This is a genomic window from Neobacillus sp. FW104-15D2 (assembly GCF_058790155.1).
In genome coordinates this window covers 138,798-163,350 of record NZ_JBYTCJ010000008.1, presented here as the reverse complement: position 1 = coordinate 163,350, position 24,553 = coordinate 138,798, and the positions used below count along the sequence as shown (strand labels likewise).

Genomic DNA, 24,553 nt, shown 5'->3' with positions numbered 1-24,553 from the left:
CTGGACACCTCGTATCATACCAAGGGGGCTTTTTTTGTTCAAACCTCATTTTGCTTTAATACAGGAATGCTTTCTTAACCATTAAATAAGGTGCCCCTTCTTAAAGGGCACCTTTGTTTTTTATATGATTGCCTTGCCTTCTTGTGCTAGTGCATGATGAATTCCATGCTGCAAATTCTGAAACGTTTCGAAGCGCGAAAGATTTATATTTGATTGCGTAAGGATTATTCCCAGTTCTGCTGAAATCCCCACCAAAATGGTTTGTGTGCCAATCAGTGAGGCCGCAGCGCCGATTTTTTCAATTAGGTTAACAGTATGATGATTAACATCTTTATCTATCCCGGTAAGGTCCAGGACCAGAAAATTCGCCTTATGTTTAGGCAAGTTATTTAGTGTGTTAACAATTAACTCTTCTGAACGATCTTCATCATACTTTCCGATTAGAGGAACCACAACAATTCCTTCAAGAACAGGGATCATAGGGGATGATAGCCTTTTAACCAACTCCACAAGTTCCTTTGTCTTGTTTTCAACCATCTCTTCAAGCTGCCTGATTTGTTCGGATTCTTTTTTTCGGGATAATTCATGGATATTGTTTGAAGCAGTTATATCCGAAGGAAAGTATTCAATTATGCTGTATTCATGGCCATCTAATTGGTGCTGTATAATCTTGTACCAGATATTTGTACCAAAAAGACCGCTAAATACCCCGGCGTAATGAGCTGGAAGATAAGTGGTACCTTTTTTCTTCCTTTGAGCCACGTTAATTTTGTGCTCCCAACTGTCCTTAATATACGCAATGAGTGTTTTTGTTTCAAAATTAAGTTCCTTTATCTCCGTTTTTCCCCAGCCTGCTGAGGCATAAGTGTTTGTTATCATATTGGCAGCTTCGGCTACATCAACATCTTTCATCTTCTCAAAATATTCCCCCACAACGAAACCCTGACGGTAACCAGTAGACTCAAATACTAGGCTGGAAGCTTCTTCCCCTGAAATCTCCTCAATCGTATCAAAAAATGTTTTCATTGCTGAAGTTATCCAAAACAACACAGCATCCTGCTCTTCGAAAAGGAACTTCCCATTCTCCAGGTCCCAAGCGAAATTAAGACCACCCACATTGATATTTTTATTTATGCTCATTATTAATCACCTACGTATTTTATTTATCTTTTTCTATTTCCCATTATTCATAAAGTAACCTTTATTTTCAGTAGGTACCTCTTCTTTATTTTTATTAAGATTATGTTTTTATTTCCCAAACCAAAAGCCCGCCATTTTCGGCAGGCTTAAAATTTATTATTAAGTTGCCTAATCCTTTTTTCTAAACGTGAAATTTCATCTGGTAGTGTTTCTAGCAGCTGATAATATAACTCTGGATTACAGGGGACATCAGGATAAATTTCACGCATAGAACTAATACCCTTTTCCTTTAAGGAAGCCATTCTCTGGCGTGTTTGGGTTAAAGAGGATGTCAAATTTTCTAATAGTGTTGCCACAATTGTTCCTCCTTAATTGCTATCTAAATAACCTTATACCCCTATTTTTATTTTCCTAAACCATTATTTTTTCATTTTTATTTAAATTATTTTTAAGCAGTAATAAGAACAGTGCAAACGCCCGTTCCGCGGAGCAACTACTACCTGAGTAACGGCTTCTCTGAATAGACGACATGCAGCTTTGCTACGGGCTGAACATAAGCTTCTTTGTTCGAACGGTGACGCTGGAGCTAGACAATTTAAAAGGTAAAACTATATCTTATCCATTAAAAAAAGCTGCGCAGATGGCAGCTAGAAAATAGACCTGGTAACATATTCCCTTTAATTAACTCTCTTAGGACCGCTCCAGTACATTTCTCTTAAACGATATTTTTGAAGTTTACCTGTTGCAGTCTTTGGTAAAGATTCAGCAAATTCCACCGCTTTTGGTGCTTTGAAGTGTGCCATTTCCGAGCGGCAAAACTGTATAATCTCTTCTTCTGTAGCATTTAAACCCGATTTTAACACAATGATAGCCAGTGGTACCTCGCCCCATTTTTCATCAGGAATCGCAATGACCGCAGTTTCCAAAACAGCTGGGTGCTTATAAAGAACTCCTTCTACCTCTGTTGAGGAAATATTTTCCCCTCCAGATATAATTAGATCCTTTGCACGATCCCGTATTTCAATAAACCCGTCCGGATGAGTAACTGCCAAATCTCCGGTATGGAACCAGCCATCCCTGATGGCCGCCGCTGTCGTAACGGGGTCCTTATAATAACCTGCCATTACCACATTACCACGTGTAATGATTTCACCAAGTTCTTCCCCGTTCCAAGCTACTTCATCTCCATCCTGATGAACAACCTTTGTTTCTCCATTGAAAGCAAGCTCGATTCCCTGTCTTGCCTTAATAGCTGCTTGTTCTTCTGGTGATTTAGTATTAAATTCAACCTTCCACTCGCAATAAAGAATAAATGGTGAGGTTTCTGTCAGTCCATAAACGTGCATCATATTTAAACCAAGGAGATCCTGCGCTTTTTGAATTAATGCAGCTGCAGGTGGAGCACCAGCGGTTGCCATACGAGGATTTGTCTTAATTTCCATTTCCTTTGCCTTCGGTTCGTTTACCAGCATATTAACGACCGTAGGCGCTCCGCATAAAAGAGAAATGTTCTTCATTTCAAATAGTTCCAAAATAAGAGGAGGATCCACTTTCCTCAAACAAACGTGAGTGCCGCCTGATGCCGTTAACGCCCAAACCCCGCCCCAGCCATTCGCATGAAACATAGGCAAAGTATGAAGATATACATCATCATGATTGACTCCCAAATGATACATGAAATTAGCTGCATTTAAATAATTACTGCGATGAGTCAGCATAACCCCCTTTGGTTTAGAGGTTGTCCCGCTCGTATAATTTAACGTGAGAAGCTGATTTTCATCAATTTCTACCTCAGGCAATTTAACAGTTGCCGGAGTATGCTGAAGAAAGTCTTCGTAGTTTACACCGCTCAAAGTGGTTTTCTGTCCCGGGACTGGGACAATAATAATTTGTTCAAGGGAAATGTTATCCACAATATTTTCTATAGGATCACAAAATTCCTCATCAACGATTAACATCTTTGCATCACTGTGCCGGATGATATACTCCAAATCTCCTGCTGATAGTCGGTAATTCAAAGGTACCATAACCGCTCCCAGCTGGCCGATGCCATAAAAACACTCCAGCATATAATGCGTGTTAGGCAGCATGACAGCTACATGCTCTCCCTTTCCTATTCCAGCATGAAATAAAGCAGCTGAAAGTTGGTCCACTCTCTTTCCAAACTCTTTATATGTAAATTCTTCTTCTCCATCAATAACAGCAATTTTATTCGGGTAATACTTTAGGGCGCGGCGTTTCCAGTCTAAAGGGGTTAATGGGGATAACATATAACCAGCTCCTCTTTATTAGATAATCTCTCATTATTGGTCCTAAACATATTGCTTTTTTTAACGAGGTATTTTCATAAATATTGGCTATGATGTTAAAGCTCATTGTTGGATATGGCTAATTTAAGCGGATTATGCGAGAATCTAGCAGGAAAAGCGGGTCAAGGAAACACCCACAAGTGCAAAACGCTGAGGTTAAGGAAGAATGTTTTAGCCTTGTTCAGCCCTGACAAGCGCAGTCTGGCGCCACCGGTACTAGCTATTCCTGTGCGGTGTAAGGGACTGAGGTGGAAGTCGTTCTTTATTTCAACCTCGCGACTGAAACGTCCTCAAGGGCCCAGGCGCGGAAGTTTGACAGGCTCCCGAACCCTTGAAGAAAGCGCCGGCCTCGGAAATAAACAGGCACAATTAACAGCTCCTAAATAAAATAGTATACTTTCCTTTTTCCTCCTTTTTTTGATAGGTTTTCATTCTGCCATGCTGAGAATCCTGAACAGTATAACAGTCAAACAATGACTTTTCCCTACCACCTTGTATCCAAAAGAACATATATAATTATATATTGACAGAAAATTTTAAAAAGTACAATTCCAATTCTATTTAAAAAAATAAGAGAGCCATTCAGCCCTCTTATTTGTGCATCTATATAATTAAAGGTTGCGTAAATCAATGCGTTTTATTTTTCCGGAATCTGTTTTTGGAAGAGCTTCGATAAATTCAATGATTCTTGGATATTTATATGGAGCAGTTAGTTTTTTAACAAATTGCTGGATCTCTTTAACCAAATGATCATTTCCTGTTATACCATCTTTTAATACCACAAAGGCCTTAACAAGATTACCCCTGACTGGATCTGGAGCAGCTACTACGGCACATTCTTTGACTGCATTATGTTTCATTAATGCTTCTTCTACCTCGAATGGCCCGATGGTATACCCCGAACTAATGATAACATCATCATTTCTGCCCTGGAACCAAAAGTAATTATCCTTATCCTTGGAGGCTCTGTCTCCTGTTAAAAAGAAGTTACCAACATATGCCTCATTCGTCTTTTCTGTATTTTTATAATACAGCTTAAAAAGAGCAGGGAAATCCTTTCGAATCGCGATTGTTCCAATTTCATTAACAGGAAGAGGATTTCCTTCCTGATCAACTACCTCTATAAAGTCTTTTAGCAACGGCTGTCCCATGGAACCAATCTTTTCGGGATCCACATTTAAATTCGCAATAAGCAGTGTGCTTTCTGTCTGTCCATAGCCATCACGAATCTGAATATCAAAAACATTCTTAAAGACATCTATAACCTCCCTGTTCAATGCTTCACCGGCCGAAACAGCCGAATGTAAATTTGAAAGATCAAAGTCTTTAATTTCTTCTAATTTAGCCATCATCCGATACTCAGTGGGTGTACAGCATAGTACATTAATTTTGTTGTTCTGCAGGAGCTGCAAATATTTACGAGGGCTGAACCTTCCATTATAAAGATAGCCCGTTGCACCGGATCCCAGAATGGATAGGAACGGACTCCAGACCCATTTTTGCCAGCCTGGTGCGGCAGTTGCCCAAACGGTATCATCCTCGCTAATATTCAGCCATTTTGAAGCAGCCGTTCTTAAGTGAGCATATCCCCAGCCATGGCTGTGTACCACACCTTTTGGCATTCCGGTTGTTCCTGAAGTATATGCTAGAAAAGCATAATCTTCTTTAGAAGTATCAACGGTATCGAAGGTTTCGGATTTCCCTTCTATAATATCTTCCATTAGCTGCCAGCCTGGAACCACTTCACCAAAAGTAATCTTATGCTCGAGAAATGGCGTTTCTTCTTCTATGTTTTCAAATTCAGTTACAAATGGATGGTAAGCAATAACCGCTCTGGCCTCTGAGTGATTAAGCCTGTAGCTCAAATCCTTAGCACGGAGTAATTCAGAAGCAGCACTGATAACCAACCCTGCTTTTAAGCACGCCAAATAAATGAAATAGGATTCTATGAGGCGGGTTGTCATAACGACTACCCGATCCCCTTTCTTTAGCCCAAGCTCTGTTAATCCATTTGCAAACTGATTGGCCTTTTTAATTAGTTCAGAATATGTAATGGTTAATTTTACTCCTGTGTCAGTTTCAAGAATTAAAGCAGTCTTTTCTGAAAAATAACGATCAATCTCATTTGCAATATTATACTGTTCAGGTGCAATTAAAGTATGTAATTCCAAGTTTGTCATCCTTCTTTTCCTTGAATTTAAATATATTGGTTTCTAAGAGGTGTCCTACTTTATATTTTGTGTAAGAATCCTCAAAGTTAATCCTATTTTAACAGTATAACATCTAGTATTAATACTTGGTACTAATTTGATTTTCGTCTTTCCTATCCCTTCTTATTATTAATAAGAACATAATACTTTGTTCATTCTTTGTTCATAAATATCCTTTAATATTAGTTTTGTTGCTAGGACACAAGCAATGCTTAATCATTTTCCCCCTTTTTTTATATAAAGAGCTAGGCACCTTCTTTGAGGGTGCCTAGTTTTTTGTCCAGATTTGTTAAGCCACGGTTCATTTTACAGAATTCGCTCCCTTTCAGAGGTCTAACTGCCAAGCCTCCTCGCTCTTTTCCCACTGCAGGGTCTTGAAAGTTGTTTTCCGCCAAAAATCACCAGACGAAGTGGAGTTGAACGACTTTCGAGTAGTCTCACTCATTCAAGCCTTTTTCTGAAAAAATTAATCTAGATAGATAAGGAATTTTTCAATAGAATGTTAATTAAAGGAGTAGTGATGAATATGGATTTAAAATATGAAATTATTTCTGACGAGGAAATTGAATCCTGCAGAGATTTGTGCAACGAACTCATGGCTTTTCAAAAGTCAAAGGCATACATAACACCCGAACGTTTTGACAGCATGAATTTTGAATCACGGATGGTACCTTCTGTTAAAAGTGCCCTGCAAAATTACATTGTTATTGTAAAAGATGGGGAGAAAGTAGTTGCTTATGTTTATTCCAATATTTCTCCAAAAGAGGCGTATTCAAATGATTTCGCTACATTTTTTGACCTTTCTTCTGTCAGTAACAACAATGTAGGTTGTTTATCTCAATTTTATATAAAAGATGAGTACAGAAAATATGGAATTGGATCTAAGCTTTTCAACATGTCCATGGATTGGCTGAAGGAATATGATGATGTCGATGATTATTTTATTTTCGTATCAAATGGGAACACAAACGCTCTCGAATTCTATAAAGCAAAAGGCTTTCATGTTAGCCATAATATTTTGGATGGTTTTATCACGGTTTTACGGAAAAAGGCCTAGTGAAGTCCTATCCCTCTTTTAAGAAAATCTATATGAACCTCTCTGTTGTTTGTTCATAAGCAATATGAAAATGTCATAAACATTAGAAGGCTATGTTTTTTTTCAATGAAGGGAGCATAAAAGTGAATGATGTTTTTGAGACAGCTGCAAGAAATGAACATCTTTTCTGGCTTCAAATATTAGGTGATCATTCCCGGTTTATTCTAGAGGCTTTAGCACCCGTTCAGCAGGAGGAGATTAAAAAGGCTTCGATGTTTATCCAGGTATTTGATACCCTTCTCGATCAGGCAAAAACAATGAATCCCATGCAAATAGCGGCATCAGCAGAAGATCAGGTCATAAATCTTAGAGAATTTAAACTTGAATTATTAAGGAAACATCTTGCCGGAAAGATAAAAATTCACCTTTCTCCCACCTTTATCAATCATATGGTAAATGAATTAGAGGAATATGTAAGAATTATCAACTATTTAAAATCCGGGCAAGTTCCCCCTATTTACCATGAACTGCATCATCATCTTCTTTGGCTTATGGACGCTGCTGGTCATTCGGATGCCATTTCAGCCAATTTAGATGCTGTAGAAAAGAGATTAAGAACCAACAGTGATTTATTTACGAAGCAATTTGAGAATTTTTATCTTAAAGCTGTTGAAATGGCAGGTTATTTAAGAACTAATCTGACTGCCTTTCCCGCTTTGGCAAAATTCAATTCGGACATCCAGCTAGAAATAAAGTTATTCCAAAATTTTTTAAATGAAATAGAAGAACTAAGGCTTAGCAAGCAAGCGTTGGGAACATTCGCTCCGTTAATGGCTGACCATATGTTTCGGGAAGAATGTTATTATTTAACGAAGTTAGCACAATCCTCGAATATAGAGATGCCAAACTGTGATCCTTCAAAACCCCGATTACAAGAATAATGAATAAAAGTGCTGGGGACACAAATCCTCAGCACTTGGTTCGTTTTATTCTCCTAAAGGAATACTCTTCATATTTCCTTTTCGTAGCTTTATTACAACATTTACGATCGCAGCCACCCATAGAAGAGATAGGAAGAGATACGTATAAATGCTTGCGGTGTGGGAAATGTTCATTGTGCCAAGAAGTGTTCTTAAATTAGTGATAATAATAATCCCTCCAACCAAAACGCCTAAAAGTTTGGTTGGAATAATCCGGACAAGCCATGCTGCGATTGGAGCAGCGATTATACCGCCGATCATTAACGCAAGCACCCACTGGATATTTATTTCTGACCATCCTAATGTGATAAGGAAGCCTAATGTAGAGGATACTGCAACTGCGAATTCACTCGTATCAACCGACCCGATTACTTTTCGAGGCTCCATGCTGTTGCTCGTAAGTAAGACAGGTGTAGCGATTGGTCCCCAGCCTCCACCTCCAGTTGAATCCATGAAACCTGCAATGAAACCAAGAGGCAGCAGCTGTTTTGCCGAGATGTTTTTTTGAGTCGAAGCAGTTTGTTTGAAAATAAGAAAACGGTAAATGACATAGAAGCCTAATAAAAGGAGAAAAAAAGAAATATAAGGTTTTATCAGGTTCCCCGGTATACTTCCTAAAAAGCAGGCCCCTAGAAAAGCTCCAATGGAACCAGGCAAAATTAATCTTAAAACTACTTGTTTATCAACATTTTTAAATCGCAAATGTGAAACTCCAGACGCCGCAGTTGTAACTACCTCGGCCATATGAACAGATGCTGAAACCACAGCGGGTGCAATCCCATACATAAGCAAAAGCGAGGACGAAGTAACCCCATATGCCATTCCTAAAGAACCATCCACTAACTGTGCCGCGAGGCCAATCAGCGCCAGGACAACCAACCTTCTCAAAGCAAACACTCCTTTTTTATTTACACTTGAATAGAATAGATAAAAGGATTTTTTATATCTGATTGTTGACTAATCTAATCAAGTTTTTAACCTAAATTATGTAAAAAAGGTTGAGTGGGTTCTTTATAACAGTGAAAATAGGCAGTTACCTATATTCCAGGGGGGTTCAAATGAAAATCTCAACTAGAGGAGAGTATGCCTTAAGGGCTTTAATTTATCTCGGCACACGCAAAGAAACCCTTACATCCATTGGAGAAATATCGGAAAAAACTTTGGTTCCTATTCCATACTTAGAACAAATTCTTTTACAGCTTAAGAGAAATAGTTATGTTGAAACCAAGAGAGGTGTAGGTGGAGGGTATAAACTAAGCAAAGAAAATAACGAGGTTGTTATCGGTGAAGTAATCAGGAAATTGGATGGTCCACTTGCACCTATGGGCTGCGTAAGTATTACCTCTTATGAAAGCTGCCCTTTAGAAGCCGCATGTATGCTAAAACCCTTGTGGGCCTTAGTAAGAGATACCATTGCAGAAATGCTGGATCGAACCACCTTAGAGGATTTGATTAAGGGCAGGATAAAGCAGGAATAAACAAAAGGCTGCCAATCCAGGCAGCGTTCCGTTTTTCTACTTATATAGTGGTATCTTTAAATCTTCTCCAACTTCCAATACACAGTCCTTACTGTTTTTTACTGGTTCGAATGTCATGATATATTCGTCTTCTCCACCCTTCACTTCACTCTTACTGAAGATGGGTAGGGCTTTTTCACCGGCCGATCTCACTAGAATACCGGATTTTTTTTCATCAAACGTATAACCATTTTCTTTACTAAATTTCCTAGCAGTTAGGTATTTATTTTCTAATCTGCTCATCACCTTGTACTTCATTCCATTTTCATCCTTAAACATTTTAGTGTCGGAGGCTGTTACAACCACTCTTGTTTCAAGCGGAGAAAACTCTGCCTTTTTTATCGTGTAAGTAATATTTTCAAAATTAAAAGTTTTATTTAATTCTATAGATTCTCTATCTGCCACTGCAGATTGATCCAGAGTAAAACTAACTGGCCACAGTGCTGCCATTCCCTGGGATTTATTTTTTTCATATATAGTTAGGTTTTTTATTTCAAGATGAACATTTTTTCCGGCTAGAGATTTTATTGATTCAAAAGATAAAGCTTCAGAGACTTTGTTTTCTTGAGGGTCATAATGTCTGCTTCCCCAGCCAACACACTTTAATTTCTTATAGCCATCTAAATTAATTGAAGTTTTGCCTTCAAAAATATCCAGATAATAATTTTTTAAATTTGTTTTTTTGCTTTGATAGGTTACTAAGAGCTTAGTTTCCTTATCATCTGTTAAAACACTCTCAAAATGCACCGTAATATCATGGTTTTTATCATAGTACGTCTGATCCAAAGTCTGCCCCAGACCATCACTAAGTGCTGTTTTTAATCCCGTATCGTCAATTTGATCGCTTAAAAATACCTTATTGTATAAATCCCGTATAGATGCCAGCGCCGGAGTAAAGGTAAAGGTACAAACCACAATCAGGCAAACCGCAGCCGCAGCATAAAATCTCCTAAATGTTTTTCTTTTTTGAGGCAGAGGGATTACCCTAGTTGGATAGATACTCTTTGACTTATCTACTTGATGGATTTTACTTTGAATATTATCCCAGACATCCGGCACTTGTACCTCAAAAGCATTATTCAAATGCTTCAATATTTTCTCTTTCTCCATGTGAACCCTCCTTACCTTAGACTTTTCCTTAGTTTTTTCAGAGCACCGTTAAACTTCCAAAGAACTGTTCCTAATGGCATTTCCATGAGTTTTGCAATTTCTCTGTGTTTCATCCCTGAAATCTCTTTTAAAATGACGATCTGTCTCTCCTCACTATTAAGCACTTCTAAATATTTTGAAAAGATCATTTTGTCCAAAGGATCCTCTAAAATATAGTGCACATGCTCAAAGTAGCTATCATCAAATCCTGTAATTTCACACTTCTTTTTTCGATAAAGGTCTAATGCCGTGTTTCTGGATACACTGATCAGCCATGCTTTTATATTAGTGATTTCATGATGCTCCATATGCTGGAAAAGCTTTATAAACACTTCCTGTAATACATCCTCGGCTAATTCAAAATCCCTAAGGATTGATAACGCCATCGCAAACACATGCTTCTTATGTTCGCTGAATATTTTTTTAAACTCTGTTAAGTCATCATTGTATCTTTCATTTGAGTGTTGCAAACTAGTTTGATTCATTTTTCGCCTCCTTCACTAAGTAGACGGCTAAATATCCGTTTTTATTGGTAAAAATTTTATTTTTTCCCAAATAATATTTTAACTTTTAAAAAAACACTATTTCAAATGGAATAGTGTTTCTTTGCTTAGGAATAAAAAACGATTTTAATCAAATCCTATCTTATTGGGAGGTGATAATATGGAAAACCAACAAAACCGTAACCAGCAGGACAACCAAGTGACCGAGGGCATTAAAGAAACGGCAGGTGCCGCTTTCCATGCTGTTCATAGTGCTTTAGAAACAACAGAGAATGTAGCAATGAATACAGTGGATGCTACGGCTAAGGCAGTAAACGCTGCCACTGAAGGTGTGAAAAACATGGTTCCTGATAACTCAAACGATAAAAACGAATAATAATTCTCCTAAAAGGCCGTTTTTAGGCGTTTTTTTTAGGACGATTATTGATCGATACTCCAAAATTAACCACAGGAATTTCCTGTGGTTTCTCTATTAATGATTTATTACTTTCTGCAATTTTGATTGAAAAAATATTTTCATCATTGGAGGAGTAACAATCGTAGTCACTAGCACCACAACGATGATGACAGCAAACAGTTCCTCGCTCAAAAGATTTGATTCTAGGCCAATAGCTGAGATGATTAGAGCAACTTCACCGCGGGAAATCATGGCTGAACCTATCCCAAGAGAACTATTCCACGAGAAACCCGCCGTCTTCGCTCCCAAAGAAGCCCCGATCAGTTTGGTTAATATCGCCAAAATACTTAATAAGACAATAAGTCCTAAGTTTTCCTTAATTCCAGCAAACTCCGCTGTCACTCCAATAGAAGTGAAGAATACCGGAACAAAAATTGAATAACTGATCGTTTCAACCTTTTCGAAAACTTCATGTTTAAACTCCGTTAAACTTATAGCAACACCAGCAATATATGCACCTATTATTGCTGCAACTCCTGTATACTCTGCCAGATAGGCATATATAAAACAGATAATTAATGCTGAAGAAATGACCGTTTCCGAAACCTTTAAAATAGCAAACCTTCTTAAAAACAAAGGTACCAATTTCCATCCAACTACTATAGCTCCAGCAAAAAATAAAAACTTTTTAATAATAACTGTGCTTAAATTGACATCTCCACCAGCAAAACTCATTAAAAATGCCAGGGCAATTACCACCACTACATCATCAATTACAGCAGCACCGAGAATTGTTGTCCCTTCACGGGTTTTAAGCTGATTCATCTCCTTTAGCGCCTGGACACTGATACTTACACTTGTTGCCGAAAGCAATAAACCTAGGAACCAAGACTGAATATCAGACAGGCCTAACATAATTCCAGAGAAATACCCCAGAACCAGCGGTACTATAATACCTCCAAATCCCACCAAGGCTGCTCCTTTTCCTGTATGTTTATATTCACCGATATCAGTCTCTAGCCCAGCGATAAACATTAGCAGTATTACGCCAATTTGACTAAACTCCTCCAGGGTTTTTGTTTCATTAACCAATCCTAATAAAGATGGACCCAGTAAAATGCCAATAAGAAGTTTCCCCAGTACCGATGGCTGCCCAAGTCTTACACTTAAACTCCCTGATATTTTTGAAGCAATTAAAATAATGGCTAATTGAAGTATTATCACGTTAAATATCCTCTCCTTTTTTATTTTTTTGGCTTTGTTAATCTTTTGCCTATTGATTTCCGCTATCGTCGCCCGCTTTCCGCGGGCGTTCAAGCTACTGACTGCAGGAAAAATCAACAATTAGCTTTAACAGACACTACTGTAAAAAAACAAAAAAAACCTGAACACCAAAAGGGCATAAATTCCCCTTGGTGACAGGCTCCTCCGCTTCTTACAATAAATTAAATTTATATTTCTGTTTTAGCATTAGCTTCATTTACGTACAAAAATTAAAAAGGTTTCATAAAAGTAAGAAAAGCGCAAGCGCCCGTTCAGCGACGTATGGACTGGGGCCCGCTTCGACTGAGATAAAGGATACACGAAATGTATAGCATTTCGATGTTGACTTATCGTAGGGAGAAGCGGGATGGACACTAGGCGCTGGGCGCTGGAGCTAGACAAATTAAAAGGTAAAACATTATGCTTTATTAACAAGCAAAAAGAGCTGCCTCTGCAGCCCTCTTAATTTCTTATTAAAACTCACCGTCAAATGGTTGAAATGGAATATTTAATCTGTTTTCAACTGCACGCAAACGTTGATTCACTCTTTGCAGGCGGCGTTCGATCCGTTCAATTTCTCTTGATTGGCGCTCATTTTCTTTTTCCAGCTGATTGACTCTGCGGTTAAGCTGCTGCCATTGCGGTAATTGAAATAGTTGAGATAATTGTTGCTGTCTGTTTGGGTCATACTGTTCTGGCTGTACGAATGAAGTTAAATCATATTGTTGTCCTGGCTGTCCATATGCGTTGTAGCCATATTGCTCAGGCTGAACATATGGGTTAAAGTCAAATTGACCTGTCGGTATCTGATAATTTCCATAGGGATACATCTGGCATCTCTCCTTTTGGGTTAATACCCTATAGATTATGTGCCACTATGGAGTAGGAAACGGCTAATGCCTATTTGTTCACCACTACTCACACTTCCAACGAAAAAAAAGCATCCTTTTAGGACGCCGGTTTAGTTTCATTACTGTTTCTCTTTTATTTGTTCTCGGATCTTTTCAAGCTCTTTCAATGACAATTCACCTAGGGACTTTTTTATCTCTTCCTCGATATGTTTGCGGTTGCTTTCCCGGTATCGGTCCCACCAGTCCCGAAGACCCTCTGTCTTATCCAAAATGTACTCGATATCTATCTCAACTACTTCTTCATCTGATAGATAATTTAATACTGCTCCTAACATGCGTTGGAGATTCTCTTCTCCATTATTATTCTTTTTTTCATTATCAGGAAACAGTTCCTTTACTTTTTCTTCCGAAGTTTCCTCATCTGGGGTATTTTTACGCGGCATTAAACTCCTCCTTACCGAAAATTCCTTTAACTATTCTTTTAGTATTTCCTGAAGATATTTTTGATAACTATATCAGCATAATGGCAATTTAAGGGCAAATAAAAAGTTATTTTTTCAAGGAAACAGGTCAAACTAATGGAAACTGTTTGTGGAGGACTTAAAATGGGGAAAAAGTTTGAAAAAAATATATTAAAATTCCTTTATATACTTGGTATTGCTTTGTTTATAAATTTGATCAGAAAACCCCCTATTAAAGACTGGTTACTTGTATTTTTATTAAAAAGTTTCTATGCTTCATTCCTAGATAATGTTCTAGTTAAAAAGGGATATTTAAAATACCCTGTTAATTTATTTAAAACCTTTGACATAAGTGTTTTATTTAGTTACCTTTTGTTTCCTGTAAGTTGTATCTATTATAATCAAGTAACAAAAAATTCGGGTGTGCCTGGAATTATTTTTAAAGGCCTTCTTTTTAGTGGCCCCTCCGCCATTGTTGAATATTGGATCGAAAAAAACACTAAATTAATTAAATATAAAAGATCCTGGACCTCTATACACAGTTTTATTTCAATCTTCTCCTCTTTCTTAGTGGTCAGAAGTATTATGGCTTTAGTAAGAAAATTGGCAGTAAGACAAGGATGATGATTTTATTATGTTGTTTTTAAAAGGATAAGAACCCGATCATTCTTCAAGGGCATACTGGATAAATTCACAATAAAAAAAGAAATTAAAATAATGATTGTTCCTGCGATCACAAACGGATCTTGATCATTCCTTTTATTTCCATTCTCAAATTCCTGATGAAGCTTCTGGTGTAAAAGTTCATCAGATGGAATCTCAGGTGATTGAGAACCGACAATTCCTCTTCCTCCAAAATAAATTAATTTATGAAGAGGCAAAGCAACTAAGAGTAGTAAAAAGCCAGACAGTAATCCCCATTCACCAATGAAATCAGTATCCATTTTTGTAAGAATCAAAAAAGACAAAATGGTAAGAAAAAATTAAGTACCAAGAATTAAAATAACGCCTAACTTCCACTTTTTTAACATTGTTTTCCCCTCTTGCTCTTCTAAATTTTGCTCATTTAGTCACAGTCTCCCGAATCACCTGAGGATTGGGAATGGATCAGATCACCGACATCAGCTCATCGTAAAGCTGTAAGTAGCCGTATACAGATGCTTATCGAAGTTATTTACAGGCAGTAGCTTTATCGCCCGCGAAAAGAGGGTCTATTTTTACTTTTAAAAACAACAAAGTTTACGAAAAGAGCCTTTACCAAAATCAAAAAAGGAATTGTTTAAGCAATCCCTGTCTAAAACTTGGATGCATCATCTTCTAATTGAGCTGCAAAATGATCTATATTTTTCTGATTTATCCAATTCCTCCCCCAAAGGTCATCATTTTTTAATAAGGTTGCCATAAACCATATTCTTCTTAGAGCAATAAACTTAATTAATACGTCTATATTTTCGCTATTCATACTTCTTTCAGTAAAATAACCATTTAAAAACTTATCCCAGCACTGATTCTCTAAGCTAGGATAGTTCTGTTTCAGGTTCCACCAGAACACTGCAATATCATATGACCGGTACCCAATACCGCAGCAATCAAAGTCGAATGCCTCTATCTTTTGTTCCTCGATATGCATATTAAAATTATGAAAATCGCCATGACAAAATCCGTAATCGAGAGTTTTTATATTGGATAACTCTGCATTAAGATTCGCTTGAAGCCGATTTAAGAAAGACCCTTTTTCCTTCAAAAATGGCTCTAAACGAGAATTTATCAAAGTGAACGGCTGATTTAATAAATGGTCCAGATTTAATTCGAAATTCCTTTTATTATTTGAGCTAAAGGAATCACTAGCTTTATGGATTCTCCCTAAAGCCTTTCCGATTAAAAAACAATTGTCTTCATTAATCTCTGGCCTATCTCCCTTTGAGAAGGTAAACACCACGCCATACCTTGTCCCTTCAGGAGCAGGAATTTCTGTTAACCACTCACCCTCTTTTTTCCTTATAGGTTTAGAAACTGAGAATCCAGATTGAGATAAGTGATTAATGGCATCTAGTTCAAATAAAATATCCGACTTATCCCGCCAGTTATTTCTATAAATACGGAAGATAAATTTATTATTTTCCGTTTCAATGATGTATGTATCATTTAATCCTCTCGTTAAAAACTCACATTTGAGGTTTTTTCCAATCTCATATGAATGCAATAAATCTTCGATTGTATTATTTGTAAATAAGGAGTGTCTTACTTCTATAGTTTTCATCTTTTCCTCCATAAGCTTTAAGTTCTTTTAGTCTTCTAGACGAATACTCTAAATTCCTGCATATTTCATAAGAAGGAAGTGCTGCCCATGACACTGCTCATTCTAGTATCCATGAACTGTTGTTAGCTGGTTATACATGTAAGTAGTTAATACAAAATGGGGAAATAAAGGCGACCACATTACGGGATATACGGGGATTTTGAGATGGCATTAAACTTTCAACAACGTCCAAATTTCAATTAAATTCCATAAGATTGCATATAATTTTTTCATAAATCTACTTTTATCCCAAGATTCACTTATGAAACTAACAAAAAAACACCTTCTCAAAAGGAGGCGTTTACTTTGATTTAACTTTTAATCTCTCTCCGGATTTTTTCTAAAAGGAATTGTTTTTCCTGATCCGGAACTCCTTCAACTAGTCTTGCTGCCATTACCGGAAGCATCCATTCACGTATACTTTTTTCTGAAGTGTTGGTGGCTTTTTTATAAGAGTTTAAATAGGAGCGGGCAAATGCTTTTCTTACCGTTCGAATAATAAGCTTTGTCACTTTTGGCATATCTGGTGGCAAATAAGAATAACGCAAAATCATTAGGGTTCTTGCGACATCTCCACAGGGATTTCCAGAAGCACCGGTCATCCAGTCAAGTATCTTTGGCTTTCCATCCATCAAAATAATATTTTCCGTATGATAATCTCCATGACAGACTTTATGGTCGTCCGGCAGCTGTTTCAAATACTTTAAAATTTCTTCCTTTTCTTTATCGGTTAAAAGGTTGGTGCCAAGGATGTTCCGGGACAGGTATTCCTTTTGCTGTGGTAAATTATTGGTGGCAATAGTATGGTAAGAGGCTTGTAATTCAGCAAAGAGAGCTGCATTTTTCTTTAAAAACAATGGCCGTGAAGATAGAAGTTGTGTAAAACCCTTGCCGGACATTTTTTCATATAAAATGCCCCATTTTTGATTGAATTCGATTAATTCTCCAATTCCAGGAGAAGGTATACCAAGCTGATGGATTACACTGCTGGTTTCATATTCTCTTTTAATAATATCAAAAGGTATCTTTTCATAAAAAAGCTTTAATACCTTATCCCCTTCATCTCTCCATTCATATACTTCTGCAGTATTCCCTCTCCCAATAAGTTTTCCTGCGGACATTTAATTATCTCCCTCTATACTTTTTCACAAGCAAAAAGCGAAGTTCTGTGATTTAATATATTCCTTTAAATTATCACGATTCCTTCAAATGCATCCTAGTAAAAAATAAAAAAAGAGCGACTTTTTTTGGCCACTCTTTCATAACTTATCTATAAGACAGGTTTAAGCTAATACAAGTAATTCCTCAAGCTTTTCACTAGATATTCTTAAAAATGCACTTTTCAGGTTACTCAAACACTCTTGTTTTATATGATCATTACAGACAAAATCAAAACACAGATCATCCAGTAAAATTTGGTAAGCTTCTTTTAAAGAGCCGTTAAAACTTCCAGCTGCCTTCGATTTTTCCAGGGTATTCAATAATTCTCTTTCAAAATATTCTACTGAACCAAATAAAAAAGTCATTAATCTCTTCCTTCCGTTGCTAAGGTTTGGAGAGGATAGGCTTTCTCACTTTGTATAACCAAAACTTTAGTTAGTCAAAGTCAAAATACCTTTCTCTTCAACCTTAATTCTATTTTTGATTTTATTTCGACATTTACTTACAAAAAAATTGTTTATTAGGTTTAGAACATTAATTATCTGGGTAAAACATACCGTTAGTCACTCAGTGTATAAACATCAAAAGATCTTTGGGGGTCATTTTTGTATGAGCAGAAAAGATAAAAGAAGGTATACCGTCACACTAGGCGGGAAAAGCCAAATACAGCAGGCAGTGATCATCGCTTCAAATGAAAAAGACATGTTAAAAATTCTTAGAAAATATTACAATCACTTAATCACTGATGAAAAAGGAAAAGAGACAGGTAACATTTCCTTTTTAGAATCACCATTAGCTTAAATATCTGCCTTTTTTACCGGATTGATTATTGAACCCATGGATTCCAACAAAATCTTTGCATCTGAATTCAAATAACGTAACGCTTCTTTTTTGATCAGCAGTTTTCCTTTATTCTTTATATAAACCTTTAATCCTCTTATATCAAATCTTGTAGCATATGTGTTAATAACGTTTATTTCTCCTAATTCCTGCCGCGTGAGTGTTTCAAAGTCATTATCCATATTGGTTACTAAAAACTCGAATAATTCCCTCGCGTTTCTTTTAAGCTTACTTAAATGCTGATGAAGATTAGGCATATTTGCTTCAATTAGCTTTCTAGCAGTGACAAAATCTGCTTCATCAGCACTTTTATTTATTTTTTCAATTACTTCCATCAAATGGAACATTTAACTCCCCCTCTACACCTGGTCCAAAAGACCTAAATTTATATTTCCAAAAAAAGTCTACCAAAAAGTTTTGGCAGACTGAGAGGTTAAAAAACAGAAGTTTCTTGTCCCGAACTTTTTGGCGGCCCGACGATCATAGTAAGAATACCTTAGACTCGTGGCTTTGCGTCCTTGCCTTTCAACAAGTTTGCCTTTTACAAATATATAATTTCATCATAAAACTTTCTTCCCAAAAATTCAACAATTTTTGACAAATTTCAAATAATTATTTAAATTAATGGAAAAATTTTAATCTATGTAAATAGAACTTATTATTCTTTTCCTATTTCTTCGCTTTGTTCTCTCTTCTTTTTATATAAAATCCCCCTCACTTATACGGACTAAAGTCCCAATTATTTTGTTTTCCTAATATTACGGAAGTCGAAAAAAATTTTTCCAGCTTATCATTATCTGACATAATTTTCAGTTAACAACATATTATAATTCCCCTGTAATCCTTTATATGAGCAAATTAGTTCACAGGGGGAAAAATATGAAGAAGAAAAATCGCAATAAACGAAGCAAAGTAAAACAAATGATACTGGCTGGAGCTCTAGTCACCTCGACTGTATATACAGGATTTGGCGGAAGCCTTATCTCTCCCTTTTCTGCAAAAGCAGAAACAAAAAATGTCCATCCCAGGGATCGCGTTGAACAGGTCAACCATCCTTATAATGTAATGAAAGGAAATCCTGCCCCTCAGGCAACTGGGTCTAACCTTCGTTGGTCTCCACTTGGGCCCGGTCCAATTAATGAACCTTTCCATGGGAAGGTTTTAGCTGATTCTGGACGAGTTGCAAGCATAGCTATCTCGGAAACTTCGGCAGGGAAAACCCTTTATCTTGGCTCGGCTGGCGGTGGTGTTTGGTCCTCAACAAATAATGGAAAAGAATGGAGCCCACTTACAGATAACCAGGCCTCGCTGGCAACTGGAAGTGTTGCTGTAGATCCCAATAACCCAAGTGTTATCTATGCTGGTACGGGTGAACAGCACTTTAGCGGAGATTCACGTTATGGAAAAGGAATTTTGAAGTCAGTAAATAGCGGTAAAACGTGGACGCTTTTTGGAACAGATACTTTCGGGACACAGCATATCGGAAAAGTTGCTGTAGATCCAAGCAATTCTTCTAATGTATGGGTCGCAGCTGATAATGGTCTGTATTTATCAACAGATAACGGCCATAATTATAAAAAAGTTTTTGGCGGTAGTACTACCTCCACTGGAATTGTTCAAAGAGTTACTGATGTTGTTTTGGATGCGAATTCTGCTGGTACTATTTATGTTAGTATGGGACGTTCAGGATTATGGAAGAGCACAGATGGAGGTGCTACATTTAAACAGCTTGGATCACAAACGGATGGCACCGGCCTTCCTAACTGGAACCCTGCTAATGATATGTACTCTGCCTCCATTGCAGTAGTAGAAGGAAAGGATTCTGCTTCAGATACTATCTATACTTCTTATACGAATGGTCCTGGTGCATTGATGGGTCTGTTTGTAAGCCGAGATGGTGGTGCAAATTGGTCGAAAATTAATAATGTACCAGACTATTTTGATAGTAATGTTTCTTACTATGGCTTGCCGAAGACAGGGTCAGGACAGGGCTGGTATGATAACGCCATCGCTGTAGATCCAACAAATCCTAAACATATCATTTTAGGTGGTATTACTCTAGTAGAAACAACTGATGGTGGACAAACCTGGACACAGCTTGATACATTCTTTACAAATAATTATGTGAACAGTACTCACCCGGACCAGCACAGTATTGTTTTTGACTCAAAGGGAAATGCATATATTGGAAACGATGGAGGAATTTTCGAGAAAACCGCCTCAGGAGAATTCTTAGATCTTAATACCAATCTCAGTACAGCCATGTTCTATCCAGGAATGTCGGTTGCCAATGGCGGAAACCTTATTTTAGGGGGAGCGCAGGACAATGGGACAAGCTTATTTACCGGCACAGCAGGAGCTTGGTCTCAAGTAAGAGGCGGTGACGGTGGTGTGGCCTTTATTGACCCAAGAAATACGAGTGTCATGTATTCGGAAACACAATTGGGCAGCATTGCCAAATCAACAGACGGTGGTAAGCTTTGGTATGGCGCTAGACCAACCTACATTGATGAGGCTGAAAAAGAAGATAACGATATAAATGATGAAGATATTGATAGCGATGAAATTTCACTTGTGGATGACACAAAACTCGAGGATGAGGGTGGCGGTATAGAAGATGAGGACGGGGCCTATGTTCCTTTCGTTACTCCTTATGTAGTTTCCTTGGATGCGAACAATTATAGCACCATGCTCATTGGCGCTGATCGTGTTTATAAAAGTGCATCAATTTTAGCTACACAAAACGGAATAGCAAGAAGTTCATTCAACGCAATTAGTCCTGAATTCAAGATAAAACTAAACGGAACCAATATACCTGACGCAATCAATACAATCAGCCAATCAAAAACCAATTCTAAGGTTATTTACGTTGGAACTGCTCATGGACAGGTTTTTGCTACATTTGATGGAGGTGCAAATTGGAGTCCAATCACACCTTATTCTGAAGATACAATGAATAAGCCCGACACAAACGGAAAGGTTTTTGGCATAGCAATAAATCCAGCTAATGATAAAGAAATCACTGTTGTTTACGGAGCCAACGGCTATTATGCTCCTGCAGAAGGCCTTAACAATCACGTATACTTTACATCAGATGCTTCTGAGGCAATTCCTTCTTGGAAAAACCTATCCGCAAAGCTGCCAATCTCCTTTGTAGATTCTGTAGCTTATGTTGGAAACTCAGTAATTATCGGAACTGAGCTAGGAGTTTACATTGCAAAACCTGGAAGCGATAATTGGTTTAATCTTGGACAAGGACTGCCAAACGTACCAGTCACTACAATTGCCGACGCAGGTCAAGGGAAAATAGTAGTTGGAACTTACGGTCGTGGTGCCTACAGTTTACAGCTTCCAAATGATCTTGGAAGTCTATTAAAATAACTTTTATAAATTAATTTGTTTTATGAGGCCAAAATTTGAGGATTTTGGCCTTTCCTTTATTATATCGAAACAAATAAATCTACCCTGCACTTTCCCACAGGATTTTCGGCTGAATTGTTCAAATTAAATTCTCAGTTATTGCGATATAATCAACCTTCATTCCTTCTCCCCTTTTGACCTCATTGTGCAGATCCACAAAATGATTAAAGTAATTTATTTTGAAATTTTGAAAGTTCAATCTCAATATAAAGGAATCCCTTTCCTATTAAACCGTTGATACAGCAATGACTAATGCATCCACTAATTTTTCCGTTAAAAAATGTTTGAATTAGCTGCCCTCCGCCTTCCAGCTAAAATAAAGGTATGAAATTCTCCTGAATAGCCTGTACCTCTGTCAAAAAAAAGAAAAGAGAGCATAAAAAATGCCCTCCTTCATTAATATAACTTCTTAAACTGCCGATGGAGCTGTTAGCATTTCACTAAGTCGAGAGAGTATTCGTTGGAATTCACGAATAAAGTTCATCAATCTGTATAACCTATGCTGGAAATTTAGTTTGTATACAATTAGCTCGATGATCCTTAGAAGTTCCATAACCCTTCACTCCCCATTGAAGTTATATTAGGTGTTATTAACCACCACTCTTTATTCTTCTTTGTTCGTTAAAATATATACTTTTGTCCAGCATAATACATAAAAAAGAAAAGACTTGTAAAAATTACTCTTAGTAAAAAGTTATTTACAGGGAGTGGCAGGAATGACAGAAAAGCCCGCACTATCTGCAAGTGAGCTTGCAACATTATGGATGACTTTTCCAAGAGAAAACCTTTATTTTACGGTTTTTAGAATATCTTATTCCTAATGCAGATGATGAAAAATCCTTAAAGATTTTGACTAAATTATATGGTCACCTTGATAAGTACATAGAGAAAGTAACCACCCTTTTTGAAAATGAAGGCGCTGCTTTACCGATTGCTTTTTCTTCGAAAGATGTTAATGTAAATTCTCCAAAATTATTTGAAAATGGCCTTGATATAATGCTCCTTCGAGAAATAAAACAAATAAGTATGGGCTTATATACGTTAAATATGGGAATGTCCTTCCGGGAAGATATTATTGATATATATAAGGATTTAACTTCAATCACACAGGGATGCTATAAGGATTGCACCCAATATTTATTGGAAAAAGGTATACTTACCAGACCGCCGCACATTCCTATGCCTACTAATTATGAATTTGTGAATGATTTGAATTATTTAAGCGGGTATAATCTGCTTAAAAAAGCAAGACAGATTGATGCTATCGAACTTGCGAACATCCATCACAATATGGAAAGCAATAACGTTGGAATGACTTTAATGTTTGCATTCTCCCAGGTTGCCCTTGATGCGGAAATTAAAAAGTATTTTCATAAAGGAATGGAATTATCGAGGAAAGTATTAAAAGCAAATACGGAATTTCTATTAGAAGACAATATTTCACCAACAGTAACTTCGATAGGAAACGCTACAAATTCAAAGGATAGTCCCTTCTCTGATCGCCTAATGATGTATTTTAATTATATGTTAGGCAATTTTACGCTTGGTGCAAATTCCTTTAGCTTTGCCTTTACATTAAGAAGTGACCTAAAAGTAGAATTTGCCTTACTCGCAAAAGATGTTGTTGATTATATTGATGAGGGTATTAAGCTAATGATTAAGAACAGCTGGTTTGAGAAACCCCCTCAAATTAGTTTATCTGATTCCTAAAAAGGAGAGGTTGTCCATTAACAGACAACCTCTCCTTTTTCAAATTGATTTATAAAAGAAAAAAGACCAATTTGACCTTTTAGTTTTATTTCAATGATTTTTCTAGGGCATGGTCCAGGAATGCCTTCAGCTTCTTCTGATACTCCGCTTCTGAGATTGTGTAAGCCTCCGTATGTCCTGCTCCGTGGACAATCCAAATCTCTTTATAGCTAGAGGTGGCTGCGTCGTAAATTTCGTGTGCCATCTCTGTTGGAACAAGATCATCCTTATCTCCATGAATAATAAACAATGGTAATTTGTTTTTCTTTACACTTGTCAGCGCAGAAGCTTCTCCAAAAGTATATCCTGCTCTTATTTTTGTAATGACGCTTGTGACATCCATAATCGGAAATGCTGGAAGATGATACAGGTATTTTAATTGGTGAGATAATTCAGCCTTAACTGTCGTATAACCGCTATCTTCTATAATACCTTTTACCTCAGGCGGAAGCTTTTCTCCGCTCGTCATAAGGACTGTTGCCGCTCCCATTGAAAAACCATGAAGGAAGATGGCATTTTCTTTTTTTTCATTTATTAAAAAATGAATCCAATTAACATAATCTTTACGTTCATGCCAGCCATAACCAATATAATCTCCTTCACTCATTCCGTGGCCCCTGGCATCTGGTTTTAAAACATCATATCCCAGGTCATAGTAATATTTCGTAATTCCTGGCATTTGTTCGCTGCTGCCTTTATATCCATGCGCTAAGATTACTGCTTTCCCATTCGAATTTTTGTTCTTCAAAAAGCGGGCTTTTAATTTTAATCCATCAAAAGTTTTTATTTCGGCGATTTCAAACTTCTGCTGCCCGGTCCATTTCATAAGTTCTGCCATTTTAACTTGCTCTTCTTCAGTTCCGAGCACACTAGCTGCCACTGCGCTGCTGCCGCCGCCATGCAGCTCTGGTCCCTCCTGGCTTCGGTTGATTGCTATATTATAAAAGTAATTGCCGCCAACTCCAAGGCCAATGACAGCTACTAATACCACAGCGATGCCAGATTTTATCAGTCTCTTTTTCAATTTCATTCCCCTTTGTCTACTTTTCTATCAGATTTAACTCATTTAAAGAATTAGGAACGAAAAAACAGAAGTAAAATTACTTCTGTTCCTGAAGCTCCATTTTTTTAATTAAAAACTCGATCGCTTGCATTTCTTCTCTAGTCAGGTGCTGCCCTATTTCTGGATTCATTAAAATTGTTTTTGCTTGTTCAATAGTCACTTAAATCTCTCCTGTCTTTATATTTCCTATTTTCTATCGGCATAA

General features: G+C 37.2%; 25 protein-coding genes and 1 riboswitch. Of the genes, 8 read left to right on the top strand and 17 right to left on the bottom strand.

All coding sequences use genetic code 11. From position 1 onward, the window contains the following. Nucleotides 1-120: 120 nt before the first annotated feature. The 4 genes from AC3WR0_RS08975 to AC3WR0_RS08960 form a co-directional block, all read right to left on the bottom strand. The gene (locus tag AC3WR0_RS08975; protein WP_492551984.1) at nt 121-1,140 is read right to left on the bottom strand and encodes an STAS domain-containing protein; all 1,020 of its coding nucleotides are present in this window, start codon (nt 1,138-1,140) and stop codon (nt 121-123) included. A 146-nt stretch (nt 1,141-1,286) separates the two neighbouring features. Continuing rightward, nucleotides 1,287-1,496, bottom strand: a complete 210-nt coding sequence (locus AC3WR0_RS08970) for a hypothetical protein (RefSeq protein WP_492551983.1) — start codon at nt 1,494-1,496, stop codon at nt 1,287-1,289. Nucleotides 1,497-1,817: 321 nt separating this feature from the next. Next, entirely contained in the window at nt 1,818-3,410 is a 1,593-nt protein-coding gene (locus AC3WR0_RS08965) for a long-chain-fatty-acid--CoA ligase (protein ID WP_492551982.1), read from the bottom strand. A gap of 650 nt (nt 3,411-4,060) precedes the next feature. Continuing rightward, nucleotides 4,061-5,620, bottom strand: a complete 1,560-nt coding sequence (locus tag AC3WR0_RS08960; protein WP_492551981.1) for an acetate--CoA ligase — start codon at nt 5,618-5,620, stop codon at nt 4,061-4,063. A 559-nt stretch (nt 5,621-6,179) separates the two neighbouring features. Between AC3WR0_RS08960 and AC3WR0_RS08955 the strand changes: the two genes are divergently transcribed. Together AC3WR0_RS08955 and AC3WR0_RS08950 are read left to right on the top strand one after the other, a co-directional pair. Beyond that, a complete protein-coding gene (locus tag AC3WR0_RS08955; RefSeq protein WP_492551980.1) occupies nt 6,180-6,716 on the top strand; it encodes a GNAT family N-acetyltransferase in 537 nt (178 codons plus the stop codon). 122 nt (nt 6,717-6,838) lie between these two features. Then, a complete protein-coding gene (locus tag AC3WR0_RS08950) occupies nt 6,839-7,636 on the top strand; it encodes a DUF2935 domain-containing protein (RefSeq protein WP_492551979.1) in 798 nt (265 codons plus the stop codon). Nucleotides 7,637-7,681: 45 nt separating this feature from the next. On the opposite strand, the gene AC3WR0_RS08945 is transcribed toward AC3WR0_RS08950, so the two are convergent. Further along, entirely contained in the window at nt 7,682-8,563 is an 882-nt protein-coding gene (locus tag AC3WR0_RS08945) for a sulfite exporter TauE/SafE family protein (protein ID WP_492551978.1), read from the bottom strand. Between the two features lie 170 nt (nt 8,564-8,733). On the opposite strand from AC3WR0_RS08945, the gene AC3WR0_RS08940 reads away from it, so the two are divergent. Then, on the top strand, nt 8,734-9,153 hold the full coding sequence (locus AC3WR0_RS08940) for an RrF2 family transcriptional regulator (RefSeq protein WP_492551977.1): 420 nt from the start codon (nt 8,734-8,736) through the stop codon (nt 9,151-9,153). A gap of 36 nt (nt 9,154-9,189) precedes the next feature. On the opposite strand, the gene AC3WR0_RS08935 is transcribed toward AC3WR0_RS08940, so the two are convergent. Both AC3WR0_RS08935 and AC3WR0_RS08930 read right to left on the bottom strand, forming a co-directional pair. Next, a complete protein-coding gene (locus tag AC3WR0_RS08935; RefSeq protein WP_492551976.1) occupies nt 9,190-10,302 on the bottom strand; it encodes a DUF4179 domain-containing protein in 1,113 nt (370 codons plus the stop codon). A gap of 11 nt (nt 10,303-10,313) precedes the next feature. Next, nucleotides 10,314-10,826, bottom strand: a complete 513-nt coding sequence (locus AC3WR0_RS08930; RefSeq protein ID WP_492551975.1) for an RNA polymerase sigma factor — start codon at nt 10,824-10,826, stop codon at nt 10,314-10,316. A gap of 178 nt (nt 10,827-11,004) precedes the next feature. Here AC3WR0_RS08930 and AC3WR0_RS08925 point away from each other — a divergent pair, with 178 nt between their 5' ends. Further along, nucleotides 11,005-11,220: a hypothetical protein gene (locus AC3WR0_RS08925; RefSeq protein ID WP_492551974.1), complete on the top strand. Its 216-nt coding sequence runs from the start codon at nt 11,005-11,007 to the stop codon at nt 11,218-11,220. Between the two features lie 96 nt (nt 11,221-11,316). Here the strand turns inward: AC3WR0_RS08925 and AC3WR0_RS08920 are convergent, their stop codons facing one another. The 3 genes from AC3WR0_RS08920 to AC3WR0_RS08910 all read right to left on the bottom strand — a co-directional run bounded on the left by AC3WR0_RS08920 (nt 11,317) and on the right by AC3WR0_RS08910 (nt 13,798). Continuing rightward, the gene (locus AC3WR0_RS08920; protein WP_492551973.1) at nt 11,317-12,465 is read right to left on the bottom strand and encodes a cation:proton antiporter; all 1,149 of its coding nucleotides are present in this window, start codon (nt 12,463-12,465) and stop codon (nt 11,317-11,319) included. Between the two features lie 512 nt (nt 12,466-12,977). After that, nucleotides 12,978-13,334 (bottom strand): hypothetical protein, encoded by a 357-nt coding sequence (locus tag AC3WR0_RS08915; protein ID WP_492551972.1) that lies wholly within the window; start codon nt 13,332-13,334, stop codon nt 12,978-12,980. A 140-nt stretch (nt 13,335-13,474) separates the two neighbouring features. Continuing rightward, a complete protein-coding gene (locus AC3WR0_RS08910) occupies nt 13,475-13,798 on the bottom strand; it encodes a hypothetical protein (protein ID WP_492551971.1) in 324 nt (107 codons plus the stop codon). Nucleotides 13,799-13,960: 162 nt separating this feature from the next. Between AC3WR0_RS08910 and AC3WR0_RS08905 the strand changes: the two genes are divergently transcribed. Continuing rightward, nucleotides 13,961-14,440 carry a CBO0543 family protein gene (locus AC3WR0_RS08905; protein WP_492551970.1) on the top strand — a complete coding sequence of 160 codons (480 nt, stop codon included), beginning with the start codon at nt 13,961-13,963 and terminating at the stop codon, nt 14,438-14,440. A gap of 8 nt (nt 14,441-14,448) precedes the next feature. Here AC3WR0_RS08905 and AC3WR0_RS08900 read toward each other — a convergent pair whose 3' ends face one another. The 4 genes from AC3WR0_RS08900 to AC3WR0_RS08885 all read right to left on the bottom strand — a co-directional run bounded on the left by AC3WR0_RS08900 (nt 14,449) and on the right by AC3WR0_RS08885 (nt 17,641). After that, nucleotides 14,449-14,760 carry a hypothetical protein gene (locus AC3WR0_RS08900; RefSeq protein ID WP_492551969.1) on the bottom strand — a complete coding sequence of 104 codons (312 nt, stop codon included), beginning with the start codon at nt 14,758-14,760 and terminating at the stop codon, nt 14,449-14,451. 350 nt (nt 14,761-15,110) lie between these two features. After that, nucleotides 15,111-16,076 carry a phosphotransferase enzyme family protein gene (locus AC3WR0_RS08895; RefSeq protein WP_492551968.1) on the bottom strand — a complete coding sequence of 322 codons (966 nt, stop codon included), beginning with the start codon at nt 16,074-16,076 and terminating at the stop codon, nt 15,111-15,113. 350 nt (nt 16,077-16,426) lie between these two features. Further along, nucleotides 16,427-17,236 carry a phosphotransferase gene (locus AC3WR0_RS08890; RefSeq protein ID WP_492551967.1) on the bottom strand — a complete coding sequence of 270 codons (810 nt, stop codon included), beginning with the start codon at nt 17,234-17,236 and terminating at the stop codon, nt 16,427-16,429. 162 nt (nt 17,237-17,398) lie between these two features. After that, nucleotides 17,399-17,641 carry a hypothetical protein gene (locus AC3WR0_RS08885; protein ID WP_492551966.1) on the bottom strand — a complete coding sequence of 81 codons (243 nt, stop codon included), beginning with the start codon at nt 17,639-17,641 and terminating at the stop codon, nt 17,399-17,401. 244 nt (nt 17,642-17,885) lie between these two features. Between AC3WR0_RS08885 and AC3WR0_RS08880 the strand changes: the two genes are divergently transcribed. Next, nucleotides 17,886-18,077 (top strand): hypothetical protein, encoded by a 192-nt coding sequence (locus AC3WR0_RS08880; protein ID WP_492551965.1) that lies wholly within the window; start codon nt 17,886-17,888, stop codon nt 18,075-18,077. Here the strand turns inward: AC3WR0_RS08880 and AC3WR0_RS08875 are convergent. Next, nucleotides 18,074-18,463: a hypothetical protein gene (locus AC3WR0_RS08875; RefSeq protein WP_492551964.1), complete on the bottom strand. Its 390-nt coding sequence runs from the start codon at nt 18,461-18,463 to the stop codon at nt 18,074-18,076. The two genes, AC3WR0_RS08880 and AC3WR0_RS08875, sit on opposite strands and share 4 nt — an antisense overlap. Before the next feature lie 117 nt (nt 18,464-18,580). Further along, nucleotides 18,581-18,665: riboswitch (cyclic di-GMP riboswitch) on the bottom strand. A gap of 330 nt (nt 18,666-18,995) precedes the next feature. Here AC3WR0_RS08875 and AC3WR0_RS08870 point away from each other — a divergent pair. Both AC3WR0_RS08870 and AC3WR0_RS08865 read left to right on the top strand, forming a co-directional pair. Next, complete coding sequence (locus tag AC3WR0_RS08870; protein WP_492551963.1) at nt 18,996-21,497, top strand: hypothetical protein; 2,502 nt, start codon at nt 18,996-18,998, stop codon at nt 21,495-21,497. Between the two features lie 888 nt (nt 21,498-22,385). Continuing rightward, nucleotides 22,386-23,246: a DUF3231 family protein gene (locus AC3WR0_RS08865; RefSeq protein WP_492551962.1), complete on the top strand. Its 861-nt coding sequence runs from the start codon at nt 22,386-22,388 to the stop codon at nt 23,244-23,246. 85 nt (nt 23,247-23,331) lie between these two features. On the opposite strand, the gene AC3WR0_RS08860 is transcribed toward AC3WR0_RS08865, so the two are convergent. Together AC3WR0_RS08860 and AC3WR0_RS08855 are read right to left on the bottom strand one after the other, a co-directional pair. Next, nucleotides 23,332-24,309 (bottom strand): alpha/beta hydrolase, encoded by a 978-nt coding sequence (locus AC3WR0_RS08860; protein WP_492551961.1) that lies wholly within the window; start codon nt 24,307-24,309, stop codon nt 23,332-23,334. Between the two features lie 76 nt (nt 24,310-24,385). After that, complete coding sequence (locus AC3WR0_RS08855; RefSeq protein ID WP_275940693.1) at nt 24,386-24,508, bottom strand: hypothetical protein; 123 nt, start codon at nt 24,506-24,508, stop codon at nt 24,386-24,388. Between the last annotated feature and the right edge of the window lie 45 nt (nt 24,509-24,553).